Here is a 16584-nt window from a genome sequence, read left to right as displayed (position 1 = left end):
CACCAGATGGGGGACCCTTGAGGGGGTTCCCCATCTTGGCGCGTTAATGACAGTACAGCTACGAAGCTTCAAGGATGTGTACGGCCAAGTGTTCGTAAAAATGGTTAAGACTCTCTGCCTAGTGTCGGCGGCGCTGCTTGCAGGATGCCAGGCGGGTACCACCGCAGCTTCTGCGCAGGATGCCGCGGCAGGAAAACAGCAGGAACAAGCCGTGCCGGCCGACTGCTCCGAGGGCCAGAGCCCGCTCAGCCAAAAGATGAGCAGCGGGGCCACCTGGTCACTGTGCTTTTCGGTGGACCCGAAGCTCGGGATGGTGCTCAGCGATGTGGCCTTTGCACCGCCCGGCGCCGAGCCGATCAAGCTGATCAGCTCGATGTCCCTGGCCCAGCTGGAAGTGCCTTATGACGACGGCGGCCGGATGACTTCCGACATCACCACCGCAGGGTTCGGCGGGCCGAATATGCATTCGCTGACCGAAACTGAATGCGCAGGTGATCTGCTGGAGCATCCGATTCCCACGATCGGCGACGGCAAGAAGTTCGGAAAGATCGTCGACCGGCCGGTGCTGTGCAGCGACATGGTTGATGCCGGGCTGTCCTACCGCTCGGGCGAAGTCGGCGAACTGCTCGCCAAGCGCAAAGACGACTGGCAGCTGTCGACGATCTCGAAGGTCGGCTGGTACGAATACATCAACCAGATCACCTTCGGAGCCGACGGCACGATCCGGCCCTCCCTGGGCGCCACCGGAGACCTGTCACCAGCAGACTACAGCGACAAGGACCACGGCAGCGCTGTAGGCGAGGGGCAGCAGGACCACGCTTCCAGCCATTCGCATAACGCCGTATGGAAAATCGACTGGGCGCTGGGCGGTGAAGCCGGCCAGCAGATCGAGCAGTATGACACCCGCAGCACCGGAAAGGAAGGAAAGCATTCGCCGGTCGTCGAAGGAAAGTACACGAAGATCGCTTCGCCTGCCACGGGCCGCTGGAAAGATTCGCGCTGGTGGAAGGTCTCCGCACCTTCGCTGCTGAACGAGGACGGCCACGTCATGTCCTATGAGATCGACATGGGAAAGACCGACAGCTTCACCTTCGTCGACGATGCGCGCAACCATCAGCCGTCGGAACAAGGCGCCGGGTCGGGAACCGAAGAAATCGGCTACGACGTCGCCTTCACCAACGCGGACGAATGCCAGGTCTATGCGACCTATAACCGCGGCGGCTGCGGGCGGGGAGTCTTGGACTATGTGAAGGACCAGAAGCGGCAGAAGCTCGACGACGTCGTGTCATGGGTGGCGGTGGGCTACCACCACGTTCCCCGCGACGAAGAGCAGTCGCCCATGGAAGTGCACTGGCAGGGATTCAACCTGGTGCCGCGTGACCTGACCGCCACGCGGATCGACCCGCCTGAAGAACGGAAGGACCTGAACGGGCAGCCGGATAATTGGGACGGGCAGATGCCTCCGGAAGAAGAATAGCGGGGCTAAGCGTGGACTGGGGAAACAAACAGCCAAGCCAGCTAGGCTGGAAACATGCACCAGCCGCCGCCATACCCGAATTACTACCAGCCGGTTCCGCGGCGCAGACAGCGCGTCTTCGACGCCGGGAGGTTCACCCGCGGCGACCTGTTGACGGTCATCGCCTACATCCTGTTCTTCATCCTTGGCGGAGCTTCGCTGATCGCCCTGATTCCGGGATACATGCAGGCCTTCGCCACCTCGGAGCAGGCATTGTTCGGGATCAACCTGATCCTCTACGTCACGTTCTTCATCCTGGCGATGATCCAGTGCGGGCCGCAGTTCTTCGACTCCTTCAAGACCATGCGCTACCACCCGGTGGCCAAGTGGCTGATGCTTCCCGGCGGCTGGATGATCACCATCCTCTCCACCGGCATCATCTCGGCGCTGCTGGGCAAGCTGCAGACCAGCGAGAACCAGCAGGCGCTGGAAGGCATGTCCCAGGTGGTGCCGCTGCCGGTGATGCTTGCGGTCACCGCCTTGTTCGGCCCTTTCGTTGAGGAATACTTCTTCCGGCACCTGCTGATCGGCAAGCTTTCGCGCAAGCTGAACGTCTGGGTCTGCGCGCTGATCTCCGTGGTCCTGTTCATGGGCATCCACTTTGTGGGAGCGGGCATCGGCAACTGGACCGAAGTGGTCCCCTACGTCATGCTCGGCGTCATGATGTCTGCGGCCTACATCCTCTCGGGCAAGTCCATGGCCTACTCCTACATGCTGCACGTCATCAACAACACCGTGGCCCTGCTCATGGTCTACCTGGTGTACCCGCTGCTTCCATCCCAGGGCATCTAGCCCATGCCGTTCACCGGACACGAACCGCAGACCCCCGCCTACCGGGGGATGCTGTGGGCGCTGTTCGCCGGCGGCGTGGCCACCTTTTCTCAGCTCTATGCGGTGCAGGGGCTGCTGCCGGTCATCGCGCAGAACTTCCAGGTCTCCTCCTCCGACGCGGCCCTGACAGTCTCTGCAGCGACCTTCGGCCTGGCGCTGGCGGTGACGCCGTGGGCCATCGTGTCCGATGGCATCGGGCGGCGCAAGGTCATCAGCATTGCGCTGGTTTCTTCGGTATTCCTAGGCCTGCTCTGCGCCGCTGCCCCGAACTTCCAACTGCTGGTCGCGCTGCGCTTCCTCGAAGGGATCGCGTTGGCAGGCGTCCCGGGCAGCGCTCTGGCATTTCTCGCCGACGAGGTCAGCGCCCGCGCCGTGGCAGTGGCCAGCGGAACCTACATCTCCGGGACCACGCTGGGCGGGCTGGCCGGGCGATTGCTGGCCAGCTTCGTCGGCGAGCCGGCAGGCTGGCGCTGGGGTGTTGCTGCGGTGAGCATCATGGCAGTCGTCGCCGCCCTCTTCTTTCTGCTGAAGGCGCCCAAGCCGCAAGGCTTTGCGCCCATCCGGGGCCGGAGCCTCGGTGAGGTCGTCGCAAAATTCGGGCAGGCATTCCGCGGCAAAACCGTGCTGGTCTATGCCCAGGGCTTTTTGCTCATGGGCGGATTCGTGGCCGTGTACAACTACCTGGCCTTCAGGCTTGAGGCCCCGCCGTTCTTGATTCCCACCTCATGGGCCGCGCTAGTGTTTCTGGCCTATCTTTCGGGCACCTACACGTCGGTGGCCAGCGGAAGGCTCGTCGCCAAGCTCGGACGCATGAACACGCTGCGGCTGAGCATCCTGCTCAGCTTCCTCGGTCTGCTCGCAACGCTGGGCAGCAACTTCATCGTGATCATCTGCGGTTTGCTGGTCTTCACCGCAGGGTTCTTTGCCGCCCATGCTGTGGCCAGCGGCTGGGTTCCGGTCTTGGCGGCCGAAGCCCGGGCGCAGGCCGCCAGCTTGTACAACCTCTTCTACTATGTCGGTTCTTCGCTTCTGGGATGGATGATCGGCATCCCGTTCATGAACAGCGGCTGGGCCATGGTGGTCCTGTGCGTTGGAGGGCTGCAGGTCATTGCCCTGATCCTAGCTTCGTTCCTGAGCCAGAAACCTGTTAAATAATTAGATCAAACACTATATTCTGTTGCAGGAATATTATGTGAGTGCGTCGTATTCGCCCGAGACCCAGCGTGCATAGCGTTCGGCTGAGTACTGGACAATCTGATGGGCGTCGCTGGGGACAGTGCCGGAGAAATTGTTGTAGAGGCGGTCGAACTCCAAGGCGCCCGCTTGGGCGGCGATCCGGCGAACCACCGCCGCCGAGAGCGGGATGCGATTGGGATAGCTGCGCAGGAAGGTGACATTGCCATCCGCCACAGGGAAGATCGCATCCCCTGCCAGCAGCACGCCGCGGCCCTCGGCGCCCGCGCTCCACACAGCGACGGTGCTGCCCATGAAGTGACCGCCGACTTGATGCAGCCAGATGCCCGTGGCTACCTCAAAGGGCTCGTCCCACAGCCGGATGGCCTCCGAAGAATATTGGACCCATTCGGCGTCCTTGCTGGCAACGTAGATCGGGGCATCGTCGAATGCCTGGCTGTATTGCTGCTGCACTCCGTACATGTGCGGGTGGCTGGCAACGATCCCCAGCAGCGGGCCGCGTGCCCGGATGTACTGCACCGCGGCTTCCGTGATTAGCCCGGGAACATCGAAGAGCAGGCAGCCGTTGGCAGTTTCTATCAGCAGCGCGCTTTGCCCAATGCCCACGCCATCGCAGGTCAATGCGGTCAGCCCGGGCTCTAGATGCGTGAACTCGACCTGAAGACCGGAAGCGACCAGCTCTTCGGTGCTGACCCAGCGCTGGACGCCGCCGGGAATGTACTGCCGCTCATCAGCGCAGATAGGACACAGCCCGGTGGGCTGGGGACCTGGCGGATATTCAACGGCGCAGCCGGCGCATTGCCAATGGAGAATTTTGGTCGAATCTGTTGATTGATCAGTCATGGTTTCCTTCAGGCAGGCGCAAAGCAGGGAAGAATAAATCGGCTATGGCTTGATCCTAATTGCGGGCACTAGGCAAGGGAAGAGCAAAGCTGCTCGCTGCCATCTGCAGCAGCCTGATCCCAGTCGGCGAGATGAAATGGAGTTCGACTTTCGCTCTTCGTACAGTTAACTGCGTGACTTCATCGACTCCCACTGAATCCAGCCGCAGCATTTCCCGGCAGATCCTCGCGCTTGCAGTGCCGGCGCTGGGTGCACTGATCGCCGAACCGCTTTTCCTCATCGCTGACTCGGCGATTGTGGGGCACCTGGGAGTCGCCGAACTGGCAGGTGCGGCGTTGGGCACCACGGTGCTGCAGACCGCGGTGGGCCTGATGATATTCCTGGCCTATGCCACCACGCCGGCGGTGGCCCGCGCACTCGGTGCAGGCCAGCCAGGCAAAGCCATGGCAGCCGGGCGCGACGGCATGTGGTTCGCTGTGGTCTTGGGCATCGTGCTTACGGTGCTCGGCTATTTCACCGCCGGGCCGCTGGTTGCGGCCATGGGCGGGCAGGGCGAGACCGCCAGCTTCGCGGTGGACTACATCCACTATTCGCTGCCCGGACTGACCGCCATGCTGCTGGTGCTGGCTGCCACCGGCGTACTGCGAGGCATGCAGGACACCAAAACGCCTCTGGTCGTAGCCACCGCAGGGTTCGGCCTGAACATCATTCTGAACTTCGCGTTCGTCTACGGACTTGACATGTCTGTAGCCGGGGCGGCGCTGGGAACTTCGATCTCGCAGTGGATCATGGCCGTCGTCTATCTGTGGCTGATCTTGCCCAGAATCGTGGAACAGCATGTGTCCATGGCACCGAGCTGGTCGGGGTTCATCTCCACCGGCCAGGTCGGCTCTTGGCTGATGCTGCGCAACCTGACCATGCGCGCGGCCCTGCTGTTGACGGTCATGGTGGCGACCAACGCCGGCGAGCAGACCCTTGCCTCTCACCAGCTGGTATTCACCATCTTCTCCTTCCTGGCCTTCGCACTCGACGCCCTGGCCATCGCCGCCCAGGCAATGATCGGCAAGGAGCTGGGGCAGGGAGATGCCGAGCAGGTCCGCAGGCTCACCGGCATCATGAGTCGGTGGGGCATCTACTTTGGCATTGCCACCGGGTTATTCCTGCTGGCGACCTCATGGGTCTTCCCGATGATCTTCACCACCGATGAACAGATCCGTTCCCTGACGACCGTTGGCCTGTGGGTGCTGGCGCTGTCCCAGCCATTGTGCGGATTGGTCTTCGTGCTCGACGGCGTGCTGATCGGCGCGGGCGATGCGCGCTATCTGGGTCTGGTCGGAGTACTGAATCTGGCGGTTTATGCACCGATGCTCTGGGCGGTCCAGGAATTCACCCATGACCCGCAGACCTCACTGGTGTGGATCTGGGTATCCTTCGCCCTTGGCTACATGGCAATGCGCGGATTGACCTTGCACCTGCGTGCCCGCCGCACCGCATGGATGCGGCTGGGCGCCTAAGCTCACCGGGACGATTCGTCGCGGGGCAGCGGCATCGCGGCCAGCTTCTTTACTGCGTCTGATGTTGGGCGGCCCAGTTCCTGGTCGAGTACCACCTTGAGCTGAGCTGCCTGGATCTCCCTGCGAAGAGTGTCCAGGACTTCGATACGGTTGGCTGGATCATAGGGCCTATCTTCTGGCTGCTCGACCCCGCCCGCTGAGGCTTTGTTCGTTGCGTTCGAGCCTCGGACCGAGTCCGACAGCAATTGGGCGATTCTATGGTCATTCATTTGGGTCGATGACTCCTGCCAGACCGAGTCGAGCAGCTGCTTGTCTTCAGGGCTGGTCAGATTGCTCAGAGCCAAGCTTTTGAGCACCTCGCCGCCGATCCTCTGCAGCCTCGAATCCTTGGAAGCGGTAGATTCCAGCGCCCATTGTGTCCGCCTCCACCACTCGGTGCGCGCATCATTAGCCCGTTGATGCTGCAGAGTTTTCCACGCGATGCCAGCAACAACTACCGCCGTCAGGAAGGCCGCCCACGGCGCCAACGCAGCGATGATGTCCCAGAAAGTCATGCTTTGCTGGTTCGGGGAGGAACTACTGTTTTGGGCAACTGCTACTTCCAAGATCTGCATTGAATTGTGGAATGCAAAGAGCATTGGCCGGGCTCCCTCCTACGCAGGCACCATCACCATAGGTTGGATTACCTTTCCGCACAAGGGAACGTGAGAACCGGACAGCCGCCCGTATCGATCGTCAAAGTCCAAGTGCCAGTGGCGTTAAGTACTAGTGTGCTATTCCACCAGCTAGATGTTTGAACCAAGCATTGCAGTCCGAATGGAATTAAGATGTTCGCGCATTCTCGATTCTGCTGTTTGAGGATCGGATGCTTCAATGGCATCGAGAATTCCTCGATGCTCGGACAGCTCACCTGATTGCGACATATAAGGCTGCATGGAAGGAAGCACGTAGTGGGCACGTGCGGTTTGGGCTAGGCATGTATCAAGTGTGGCCACGATACGGGAGTTGCGTGAAGCATTGCTCAGCGCGGAATGGAATTGACGAGCTGCATGCATTGAAGCGATGGGATCGCTTTTCGCTAACGACTCCTGCTTGTCTAGAAGAGCATGGAGCTCGTTAATGAGTTCGGCACTGTGGATCCGGGCGACTTGACCGCTGACATGCGGCTCCAGAAGAATGCGCATCTCGACGACTTCATAGACATCGCTCATGGAGACGGCTCGAACTAGATAGCCCTTCTTCGGCAGAATCTGTAAAAGACCTTCGCTGGTCAGCTGTCTAAGGGATTCTCGAACAGGGGTCTTGGAGACATTAAATTCCTGGGCGAGGGCCGGTTCTATGATCAACGAACCGGGTGCCAGCTCGCCCCGGTTGATGCGTTCTCGCAGCTGTGTAGTCAGCTGCTCTGACAGAGAGCCGGCCATGAATCCCCAATCTTCCACCACGGAGGGCACGGAATTTTTATATGTAACATTGGGACCTAGTTCACAAAAGCCCCCTAGAACACTCTAGTCTTGGTTGAAATATATTTCAGGTATCTTAGATGCTTCGGCGAAGACGAGGTTGGCATATGGCATTAGTTGATCGCATCGCAATCGAACAACGCGACAAGAACCGTCGCAGGGCGCTTCTAGCGTCCGTTCTTGGAACAACCATTGAATGGTACGACTATGCTCTCTATGGCGCCGCTGCTTCCGTAGTCATCGGCCCGCTTTTCTTTGCCAGCGCAGGTGAGTCGGCTGCATCCATTGCCGCTTTCGCGACTTTTGCGGTGGGCTTCATAGCTAGGCCGCTCGGAGGAGTAGTCATTGGACACCTCGGGGACCGTTTCGGCCGCCGGCCAGCAATGCTGCTATCGGTTATCTTGATGGGAGTCGCTACCGTCGGTGTCGGTTTGCTGCCCACGGCCAACACCTGGGGCACCTGGGCGGTCATACTTCTGGTGATTTTCCGACTAATTCAAGGTTTTGGTGCTGGAGCAGAACTCACCGGAGCGATGACGCTAGTCGCAGAGTACGCCGATCCCAAGCGTCGTGGGCTATACACATCGTTCGTGCTGGCAACGCCACCGTTGGGAATTGCGCTAGCCACCGTCTGTTTCTTCCTAGTATCTATTCCCGGCGAAGAGGCCCTCCTTGGGTGGGCGTGGAGAATACCGTTCCTGATTTCGGCTTTGCTGTTTCTCGTCGCGATCTATATTCGCAATAAATTGGAAGAGACTCCTGAATATGCTCTGGCGATGGCTAAGGCACGGAGCAAGAGCAAGGAAGCACAGCTTCCGCTGCGCGAGGTCTTCACGTCCCACTGGCGTCGTGTGATTCTGGGCTTCTTCGCCATTACCGGACACAACGCGGTGAACTACATCATCGCTGTCTTTTCGATCAGCTTCATGGTCACCTCCGGAATGGACAGAACAGCTGCCTTGCTGGCAGTCACCTTGGGCTCGCTAGTCTCGGTGATTCTGACTCCTGTGGGAGGTCTGCTTGCAGACAGGTATGGCTCCGCCAAGATTCTTGCAGCAGGTAATATCAGCGGCGTTATTCTGGCATATCCCATCTTCTTACTTCTTTCTTCGGGCGAGTTCATCTTTGGATTCGTAGCTGTTGCAGTGGGATACGCATTGGTGATTCCCTGTACCTCGGGCGCACAGGGTGCATTCCTCACAGAACTGTTCCCTGTATCTGTGAGATTTTCCGGTATCGCTATTGCGCGAGAGCTCAACGGTGCTTTGGTAGCGGGGCTTTCGCCACTGATTGCTGCAGCGCTCTTGGACCTAGGCGGCGGGTCAATCATTTTGCCTGCTGGATACTTGGCACTGTGCTGCTTTGCATCAGCTATGGCCATCTTTGTAGGAGTACGGATCGGCAATACGACGCGTTATTAGCAGGCAGCACAAAGAGCATTTATTAGTCCCGAACGTAGAAGGAAATTTTTATGGGAAACCTCAACCGCCAAATTCCAGATGTCAAAGAACTGGTCAGCCTGATGAGGTTCAAGATGCCTTCCCTCGATCGCAGGGCAGCGCGGTTGTCTTCCGCCGCAGATATATGGGACCTGCGCAAAATCGCCAAGCGCCGCACCCCGACCTCTGCCTTCGACTATGTGGACGGCGCGGCCGGACGCGAAATCACCGCCAGCCGGGCCCGCGAAGTCTTCGACTCGGTCGAGCTGCTGCCTCGGATCCTGCACGGAACAGCACACTCGGATCTATCTACCACTATCGCCGGTGGAGAATCGGCGCTTCCTTTCGGCATTGCGCCGACTGGATTCACACGATTCATGCAGTCCGAGGGCGAGATCGGTGGGTCCAAGGCGGCTGCCAAGGCGGGAATCCCCTTCAGCCTGTCCACCATGGGTACCCGGTCAATCGAAGAGGTTGCTCAGGCGGCACCCGAAGGTCGCAAGTGGTTCCAGCTGTATCTATGGAAGGACCGAGAAAAGTCCAAGGCATTGGTCGAGCGTGCCGCCGCGGCAGGCTATGACACCCTACTGGTCACCGTTGACACTCCGGTGGCAGGACAGCGGTTGCGCGATACCCGCAATGGCATGAAGATCCCGCCGGAGCTGACCTTGAAGACTGTTCTTGACGCTTCCTATCGTCCCGAATGGTGGTTCAACTTCCTGACCACTGATTCGCTCAAGTTTGCGTCGCTCTCGGATACTTCCGCCGATCTTCCGACCATCATCAACTCCATGTTCGATTCTTCGCTCGACTTTGAAGACCTGAAATGGATCCGCAAATTGTGGAAGGGCAAGCTCTTCGTCAAGGGCGTGCTCACCACTGAGGATGCTGCAAAGTCCAAGGCTGCCGGCGCTGATGGCCTGGTGGTTTCCAATCACGGTGGGCGCCAGTTGGACCGCGCACCGATCGCTTTCGAAGCTCTGCAGGAAGTGCGTGCCGAGGTTGGCGACGACATGGAGATCATCATGGACTCGGGCATCATGTCTGGTGCTGATATCGTCGCGTCTCTCTGCGCAGGAGCGGACTTTGTCCTGATCGGCAGGGCATACCTCTACGGCCTGATGGCCGGAGGTGAGCAGGGAGTTTCGCGAGCCATTGAATTGTTGGCCAAGGAGATTGAAGTCAACATGCAGCTGATGGGCGCAGCCACGATCAAAGATCTGACTCCGGACTTGATTCGCCGCCGCAAGTAGCGACTTTGTGCCCAGCTTCGTTTAGCCTCATTAATCAGAAAACGAGCAGCTCGATAGGCTGCTTCGAGTTGTTCCCGTATCACCGGTTCATGCCCGCATCCGGAGCGAGATTTCATCTTGAACACGGTGAAGCGAGCGGTGTTCGCGACTTCCGTGCAGAACAATGTAAGAACCTACATTTAAGTGCGCGGTCGTGTTCTTTTCTGTAATTGAGCGCCGTGCGCCAGAATCCATTGTGCTTAGCAGCATCAGACCGCAGTCAGCGAGCACGGCGGGATGTGCACAACGCACACTTTCCTGCCTGCGTTCCACGATTGGATGCCGTCGGCCAGGCTGGTCACAGGCAAATGTGATTAAGCCCGGCCGAAGTGGCAGATACTTCTATGGCCGGTAGAATGGAAATTGTGCCAGCACCAAAAACCACCCCAGCCCAAGCTCAAGATGTCTTCCGCCCAGTTCTGCTGCGCGGCGGTACAGCACTGCTGTATGCACTGCTCTCGATCTTCTGGATTGGCGCGGACGCCAAGGTTCTGGCCTACTCCACCGCCGCATTCTTGGTGCTGACCGGTGTGTTCATGTGGCAGTACGTCACCGTCGACAGTGCGCCGGAGAAATCCCGCGGCGCCTATGCGCTGGGTGCGGGACTGATGCTTATTGCGGGCATCGCCACCATCTTCGTCACGACGCCCATGTGGATCGGATTCATCGCCGCTTTCGCCTTCCTGGCCGCCGGCTTGACCGAACTCTACGTCTTCTTCACGCTGCGCCACCAGTTCCCGCCGTTCCGCAACCAGCTGGTCAGCGGCGTCGTTTCACTGGTAGTCGCGGCCGCCGCAGTGGTCGGCTACCAGATGGATGCCCACGCAATGTTCGGCATCATCGGCGGCGGCGCAATCGTCCTGGCGGTCTTTGGACTTATCGCAGGCTTTGGACACCGCCATGAAATGAAAGCTTCCCCTGCGGAAGCGGCCCCCGAGATCGAGGGGAACGACTAGACTTGATGTCTTCAGAAAAAGTAGAAACGGAGTTTTCGGTGGGAAACAACCCGAAGAAGAAGCAGCCGTGGAGCCAATCCATCAAGGGCCCACTGAGCTTCTCCTTGGTCATGGCGATCGTCTCCGGCGTCGTCGGCATGATCAGCTCGACCGGTGGATCGGAGAATCCAATCCGCCTGGACATTGGGCTTGCCTGCTTCGGCATCGCGTTCATTGTGTGCCTGCTGGTCATCTCCGTTCTGACCATGGCGTCAAAGGAAAATGATCCTGAGCTAGGCAAGGGAACCGGCGTGAACCGATCCTCGGCCGATCCAGACAAGAAGTTCGAAGACTGATCATAAAAAATTGACCACGCATGGCTAGGCGCTGGGATTCTCCGACTTCAAGGAGGATTCCAGCGCTTTGTCGTGTGTGCAGCCGTTTTCTGCAAGGACGCAGAAACGCAGAACAACCTAAGGAAACACGTGAGTAGTACCGGTAGCGGCATGACGCCGACTGAAACCCCGCTGGGCCGCCAGCTGATGCGCCGCAAGTCGATTGCGGCGATGTCCCGCGACGCGGCATCCAATGGCATGGGCCAGCTCAAGCGGTCCCTAGGCGTGGTGCAGCTGGTGATGATCTCCGTAGGCGCCACCCTGGGCACCGGCATCCTGGTGATCCTGGGCGAAGCGGTGCCGCAGGCAGGCCCCGCCACCTGGCTGGCCTTCGTGATCGCCGGCGTCACCGCGCTGCTCTGCGCAGTGTCCTACGCCGAGATGGCGGGCATGGTCCCGGTCTCCGGTTCCAGCTACTCCTATTCCTATGCAACCCTGGGCGAAGGCATCGCATGGATCTGCGGCTGGTGCCTGGTGCTCGAATACGCAGTGTCCGCCGCCGCGGTGGCGGTGGGTGCCGGCGCGTACGTGAACCAGACCCTGCAGATCTTCGGGCTCTCGCTGCCTGATGCCCTGGCCAACGGACCGGCCGAGGGCGGCATCATCAACCTGCCGGCCCTGCTGGTCGTGGTGCTTGCCACCGCCCTGTTGCTGCGCGGCGCCAAGGAATCGGCCACGGCGAACACCATCATGGTGCTGATCAAGATCGCCATCCTGATCTTCTTCGTGATCGTCGCCTTCACCGCCTTCGACTCGGGCAACTTCGAGCCGCTGATGCCAATGGGCATCGCCGGCGTCAGCGGAGCCGCGTCCATGGTGTTCTTCTCCTACATCGGCTTCGACGCCGCCTCCACTGCCGGCGAGGAAGCCAAGAACCCGCAGCGAGATCTGCCGCGCGCCATCATGATCGCCATGGCGCTGGTCACCGCGCTGTACGTGCTGGTGGCAGTAGCCGCAGTGGGAGCGCGCAACTGGGAATGGTTCTCCGACTCGGAGGCCGCCCTGGTGCAGATCGTCTCTGAAATCACCGGCCAGCGCTGGCTGGTGCTGCTCTTCGCCGTATGCGCGGTCATCGCGATCATCTCCGTGGTGCTCACCGTGCTCTACGGCCAGACCCGCATCCTGTTCTCCATGTCCCGCGACGGGCTGATGCCTAGCATCTTCGGACGCGTCTCTGCCAAGACCTCCACCCCGCGGGCAGGCACCCTGGTCACCGGCCTGGTTGTCGCAGTCACCGCGGCGCTGATCCCGCTGGGCCAGCTGGCAGAAGCCACCAGCATCGGCACCCTGTTCGCCTTCGCGCTGGTCAGCGTCTCGGTCATGTACCTGCGCAAGACCCAGCCCGAGGCCCCGCGCTCATTCCGCGTGCCGCTGTACCCCGTGGTGCCGGTTTTGGGCATCGCCGCCTGCCTGTACCTGATGTTCAACTTGGCGGTCATCACCTGGATCGTGTTCGCGATCTGGATGGCTGTGGGCATCGGCATTTACTTCATCTACGGCCGGCGCAATTCGCGCCTGGGCGCGCTGGATGAACAGCAGTACCAAGAGGAGCTGGCGCTCTAGCCAAGCCCGTCGCCAATGGCCCGAAGCCACGCACGCGCGTGACCTTCGGGCCATTGCCGCATCTGCTGGCCCATCAACTAGGCTGTGGAGTAAGGCAGGCCACAAATTTTGTGCAGGAGGCAGCATGCAGCAGGACCCGATTAGCACGGCCGATCTCTACGACCAGTATGGAGACCAGCTCCAATCCATCAGCATCCAGTTCCAGGACTTCGGCGGGCGGCTGTCCTTCCACGGCCCGGCGCGCACCATCAAATGCCATGAAGACAACGGCCTGGTCAAGGAGACGCTCAGCTTCCCGGGCAACGGCGCGGTGCTGGTGGTCGACGGCGGCGGCTCGCTGCGCTATGCGCTGATGGGGGACATGATCGCCGCCAACGCCGAAGCCAACGGCTGGGCCGGCGTGCTGATCTACGGAGTGGTCCGCGACCGCACTGCGCTGGCCGAGCTGCAGCTGGGCATCAAGGCGCTGGGCAGCAATCCGCGCAAGACTGTCAAGCGCGGCCACGGGGTGGTGGATGAAGTCATCACCATCGGGGATGTCCAGATCCGCCCCGGAGCTATGGTCTACGCCGACCTCGACGGCGTCCTGGTAGAGAGGTAGAAGCCGATGGACACCATCAAGCGGAACATCATCGGCATCCTGGCCGCCGCGTTCCTCGCTTCGATGGTTCTTGCCTGGAATGAACGCATCCCCGATCCTTGGGGACTGCTCCTGGTGCTGGTTACCTTCTTGGCTTTGGGAATCAGCCTGGCCGCACTGGCTATCAAGAAGGCCAACAAGCAGGGCTAAACGCAGTGCAGGCCCAGACTTGGTCTAGGCCTGCACTATTGCATGAATAGGAGGGGCTGATCAGCGGTTGTCGTTGGCCGCTTCCCACTCGTCCTTGAATTCCTCGATGGTCATCGATTCCAGATCTTCGCGGATCTGGACGATGAGGCGCTCCGCCTCTTCCAAGCTTGCGGTATGGATGCTCAGCAGCACCGAATCGTCGACCCGTGAATGGACCACTACCTGCGGCTCGTTGGCTTCGAACTCGCCGTCGCCCAAGGTGGCTGAGGCCAGTGCAACGACCCAGCGTCCGGCGGCCTTCAGCGGACTGGCTTCCACTGCTTCCAGGCGTGCCTCGTAATCGGCGGATGCGTGTGTTTCTTCGGTCATGACCTGCCCTTTCGACGCGACAACCCGGTAAGACGGTTGTGTGATTATCTTAGGGTTGAAGAGCACCTAAATGCGAGAGGCGCGGTCAAAGCATTCGATACTGTGGCCGACGAGTCAAGAATGGAATGCAAATGAGCTATTTCGCGCAGACAGCCTACGGAGCGCTGTATTTGGAGGGCATCTATGCCCCCAGCGGGACCATCGGAACGTACTCGGGGCTCGTGACGGTTTTTGGGAACACCACCCTTGGAATCCACGTGGCGACCCAGTACGGGCCGGTGCATATCGAGTCTTCCGTGCTGCCAAGCCGGACTGAAGTGGATGACTCGTGGGAAGACATCGCGGAAGTCAGCGGAGTTAAGGCTGCCGGTGACGAGGCCTGGGTGGTCAATGGCTGGGACGACCGCGGCGAAGATCCTGAACCCGTCATCGACGGCACTGCTGCCGGCGGATACAGGCTGAGGATCCACCGATCGGGGCTGGGATTTGCCGATGGGCAGGAGCCCAGCTCGCGGCAAGACCCGCGAATGGAGCGGCTGCTCATCTTGATTTGGCCCGAGCACGAAGCATCGGACCCCGCAGCGCTGAAGATGAGCTCTGCCGGTGCAGTGGAAGTCCAATCATTGCAGGGACAGTTTGAGCTGCCGGACAGCACCGATGAATACGACGAACGGCTCGAGCAGAACCTGCGCAATGCCGCCGAGGGCTGGACCGCGCCCTAGACAAGGCTGCTAGCCGGCCGGTGGAGTCTTCTTGGCCTTGCGCGCCCGGTAGGCGCGCACATGCTCGCGGTTGGCGCAGTTGCCCGCGTCGCAGTACAGCTTGGAGCGGTTGCGGGACAGGTCCAGCAGCGCGTTGTTGCAGTCGGAGGAAGCGCAGATCCGCAGGCGTTCCAGGCCTCCAGAGCGGATCACCTCAGCCAGCGCCATCGCCGCGTCCACCGCAAAGCGGTCGTAGAGCGGGTTGCTGGTGGTCGTGGCATGCAGGTGGTAGCCGAGCTTCTCGGTCTTCACCAGCTGCGGCTGGGCATTGGCCGTGCGCAGGATCTGGTTGACGCGGAAGACAGCGTCCTCTTCACTGGCGGTCCAGATGCTCTTGAGCTGCGAACGCAGCTGGCGGATGGAGCGCAGCTCCGCCTGGTTATGGGCGCGGGCGCCGGTGAAGTTCTGCGAGTCCAAGAATTCGTCGAGGTCAGCCACGGTGGAGAGCATGTCGACGATCTGCACCTCGGTGTTCAAAAGGTTCACGACCAGCTTGAGCGAGGCTTCGATATCGGGGGCAAATGTCATAATTCGGTCCTGAACGCGCTAGCGGATTGACTGCTCTTCCAGCCTAACCGTATCGTCTGGAACATATGGATTCATCACCGCCGGTTTCGCAGCCGGCGGCTCGTATTTTTAAAGGTCGCACCGCACTATGTCTCAGTCCCCGGATTCCGCGGATTCATCTGTCCTGTCCGCTGAACCCCAACGCGCTTCAAGCTCTGCAATGGGAGTCTGGATCGCCCTGGCTTCTTCGGCGGCTTTCGGCATCTCCGGCACCTTTGCCAGGGGATTGTTCGAGGCGGGCTGGTCTCCGGTAGCCGCGGTGACCGCGCGCATGGCCGGCGCCGCCCTGGTGCTGGCCATTCCGGCGCTGCTTGCCATGCGCGGGCGCTGGACCCTGCTGCGCACCAACTGGGTCTCGATCCTGCTCTTCGGCCTATTCGGCGTGGGCGCCTGCCAGCTGTGCTATTTCCTTGCGGTGCAGCGGCTGGATGTCGGAGTGGCGCTGCTGCTTGAGTACCTGGCACCGGTGCTGATTGTGCTGGTGTTGTGGATGCGGCACAAGAAGCGGCCGTCCATTGCGACGATCCTGGGCACCCTGCTGGCGCTGGGCGGATTGATCGCGGTGCTTGACCTGACTGGCACCTCAAAGATCGACCCGATCGGCGTGCTCTGGGGCCTGGGCGCCGCGGTGGGCCTGACGGTGTACTTCTTCATCAGCGCCCGGGTGGATGGTGCACTGCCTCCGATCATGCTTTCTGCCGGCGGCATGGCCATCGGCGCGCTGGCCATGGTGGTGGTGGGCGCCTTCGGGATCCTGCCCATGGAATTCTCCACCGGCTCCGGCTCCTTCGCCGGCTATGAAACTCCGTGGTGGCTGGCGCTGACCGGCCTGATCCTGATCGCCACGGTGTTCTCCTACACCACCGGCGTGATGGCAGCCCGCGCGCTGGGTTCCAAGGTGGCAAGCTTCATCTCGCTGACCGAGGTGCTCTTCGCGGTGCTCTGGGCTTGGCTGCTGCTCGCTGAGCTGCCCGGGCCGGTGCAGCTGCTCGGCGGCCTGCTGATCGTTGGCGGAGTTGTGCTGGTGCGCATCGACGAGCTGCGCTCCACCCGCATCAAATAAGCAGGCTTTAAGCGCGCATCGCGGTGCCGCCGGATATTCGGCGACACCG

18 protein-coding genes are annotated in these 16584 nt (G+C 60.7%); 13 read left to right on the top strand and 5 right to left on the bottom strand.

Annotated features, from left to right (window positions below; all coding sequences use genetic code 11):
- Positions 1-46 precede the first annotated feature (46 nt).
- Genes AUR04nite_RS02700 through AUR04nite_RS02690 form a run of 3 tightly spaced genes read left to right on the top strand, consistent with a single transcriptional unit; the run spans position 47 to position 3502 of the window.
- Positions 47-1477 carry a copper amine oxidase gene (locus AUR04nite_RS02700; protein WP_141361669.1) on the top strand — a complete coding sequence of 477 codons (1431 nt, stop codon included), beginning with the start codon at positions 47-49 and terminating at the stop codon, positions 1475-1477.
- A 54-nt stretch (positions 1478-1531) separates the two neighbouring features.
- Positions 1532-2308 carry a CPBP family intramembrane glutamic endopeptidase gene (locus AUR04nite_RS02695; protein ID WP_141361667.1) on the top strand — a complete coding sequence of 259 codons (777 nt, stop codon included), beginning with the start codon at positions 1532-1534 and terminating at the stop codon, positions 2306-2308.
- A 3-nt stretch (positions 2309-2311) separates the two neighbouring features.
- On the top strand, positions 2312-3502 hold the full coding sequence (locus tag AUR04nite_RS02690; RefSeq protein WP_141361665.1) for an MFS transporter: 1191 nt from the start codon (positions 2312-2314) through the stop codon (positions 3500-3502).
- A 33-nt stretch (positions 3503-3535) separates the two neighbouring features.
- Here AUR04nite_RS02690 and AUR04nite_RS02685 read toward each other — a convergent pair whose 3' ends face one another.
- Positions 3536-4384, bottom strand: a complete 849-nt coding sequence (locus tag AUR04nite_RS02685) for an MBL fold metallo-hydrolase (RefSeq protein WP_141361663.1) — start codon at positions 4382-4384, stop codon at positions 3536-3538.
- A 131-nt stretch (positions 4385-4515) separates the two neighbouring features.
- On the opposite strand from AUR04nite_RS02685, the gene AUR04nite_RS02680 reads away from it, so the two are divergent.
- Entirely contained in the window at positions 4516-5898 is a 1383-nt protein-coding gene (locus AUR04nite_RS02680) for an MATE family efflux transporter (protein ID WP_141361661.1), read from the top strand.
- Positions 5899-5900: 2 nt separating this feature from the next.
- On the opposite strand, the gene AUR04nite_RS02675 is transcribed toward AUR04nite_RS02680, so the two are convergent.
- Together AUR04nite_RS02675 and AUR04nite_RS02670 are read right to left on the bottom strand one after the other, a co-directional pair.
- Positions 5901-6536, bottom strand: a complete 636-nt coding sequence (locus tag AUR04nite_RS02675; protein WP_141361659.1) for a hypothetical protein — start codon at positions 6534-6536, stop codon at positions 5901-5903.
- A 147-nt stretch (positions 6537-6683) separates the two neighbouring features.
- Positions 6684-7352, bottom strand: coding sequence for a GntR family transcriptional regulator (locus AUR04nite_RS02670; protein WP_246055297.1), 669 nt, complete (start codon positions 7350-7352; stop codon positions 6684-6686).
- Between the two features lie 116 nt (positions 7353-7468).
- On the opposite strand from AUR04nite_RS02670, the gene AUR04nite_RS02665 reads away from it, so the two are divergent.
- The 7 genes from AUR04nite_RS02665 (at position 7469) to AUR04nite_RS02635 (ending at position 13775) form a co-directional block, all read left to right on the top strand.
- Entirely contained in the window at positions 7469-8782 is a 1314-nt protein-coding gene (locus AUR04nite_RS02665) for an MFS transporter (protein ID WP_141361657.1), read from the top strand.
- 50 nt (positions 8783-8832) lie between these two features.
- Positions 8833-10053 (top strand): alpha-hydroxy acid oxidase, encoded by a 1221-nt coding sequence (locus AUR04nite_RS02660; RefSeq protein ID WP_141361655.1) that lies wholly within the window; start codon positions 8833-8835, stop codon positions 10051-10053.
- 404 nt (positions 10054-10457) lie between these two features.
- Positions 10458-11048 carry a DUF308 domain-containing protein gene (locus AUR04nite_RS02655; protein WP_170184056.1) on the top strand — a complete coding sequence of 197 codons (591 nt, stop codon included), beginning with the start codon at positions 10458-10460 and terminating at the stop codon, positions 11046-11048.
- 5 nt (positions 11049-11053) lie between these two features.
- Positions 11054-11383: a hypothetical protein gene (locus AUR04nite_RS02650; protein ID WP_246055295.1), complete on the top strand. Its 330-nt coding sequence runs from the start codon at positions 11054-11056 to the stop codon at positions 11381-11383.
- A gap of 150 nt (positions 11384-11533) precedes the next feature.
- On the top strand, positions 11534-12985 hold the full coding sequence (locus AUR04nite_RS02645; protein ID WP_141361950.1) for an amino acid permease: 1452 nt from the start codon (positions 11534-11536) through the stop codon (positions 12983-12985).
- Positions 12986-13109: 124 nt separating this feature from the next.
- Complete coding sequence (gene rraA, locus AUR04nite_RS02640) at positions 13110-13586, top strand: ribonuclease E activity regulator RraA (protein ID WP_141361651.1); 477 nt, start codon at positions 13110-13112, stop codon at positions 13584-13586.
- Between the two features lie 6 nt (positions 13587-13592).
- Positions 13593-13775: a hypothetical protein gene (locus AUR04nite_RS02635; RefSeq protein WP_141361649.1), complete on the top strand. Its 183-nt coding sequence runs from the start codon at positions 13593-13595 to the stop codon at positions 13773-13775.
- Positions 13776-13835: 60 nt separating this feature from the next.
- Here the strand turns inward: AUR04nite_RS02635 and AUR04nite_RS02630 are convergent, their stop codons facing one another.
- Positions 13836-14144: a hypothetical protein gene (locus AUR04nite_RS02630; RefSeq protein WP_141361647.1), complete on the bottom strand. Its 309-nt coding sequence runs from the start codon at positions 14142-14144 to the stop codon at positions 13836-13838.
- Positions 14145-14275: 131 nt separating this feature from the next.
- Between AUR04nite_RS02630 and AUR04nite_RS02625 the strand changes: the two genes are divergently transcribed.
- Positions 14276-14866: a hypothetical protein gene (locus AUR04nite_RS02625; RefSeq protein ID WP_141361646.1), complete on the top strand. Its 591-nt coding sequence runs from the start codon at positions 14276-14278 to the stop codon at positions 14864-14866.
- Between the two features lie 9 nt (positions 14867-14875).
- On the opposite strand, the gene AUR04nite_RS02620 is transcribed toward AUR04nite_RS02625, so the two are convergent.
- On the bottom strand, positions 14876-15433 hold the full coding sequence (locus AUR04nite_RS02620; RefSeq protein WP_141361645.1) for a CGNR zinc finger domain-containing protein: 558 nt from the start codon (positions 15431-15433) through the stop codon (positions 14876-14878).
- Between the two features lie 199 nt (positions 15434-15632).
- Between AUR04nite_RS02620 and AUR04nite_RS02615 the strand changes: the two genes are divergently transcribed.
- A complete protein-coding gene (locus AUR04nite_RS02615; protein WP_246055293.1) occupies positions 15633-16535 on the top strand; it encodes an EamA family transporter in 903 nt (300 codons plus the stop codon).
- The last annotated feature ends 49 nt before the right edge of the window (positions 16536-16584 follow it).

Source organism: Glutamicibacter uratoxydans (assembly GCF_006539925.1).
GTDB lineage: Bacteria > Actinomycetota > Actinomycetes > Actinomycetales > Micrococcaceae > Glutamicibacter > Glutamicibacter uratoxydans.
This window is presented reverse-complemented; position numbering and strand designations above follow the sequence as displayed.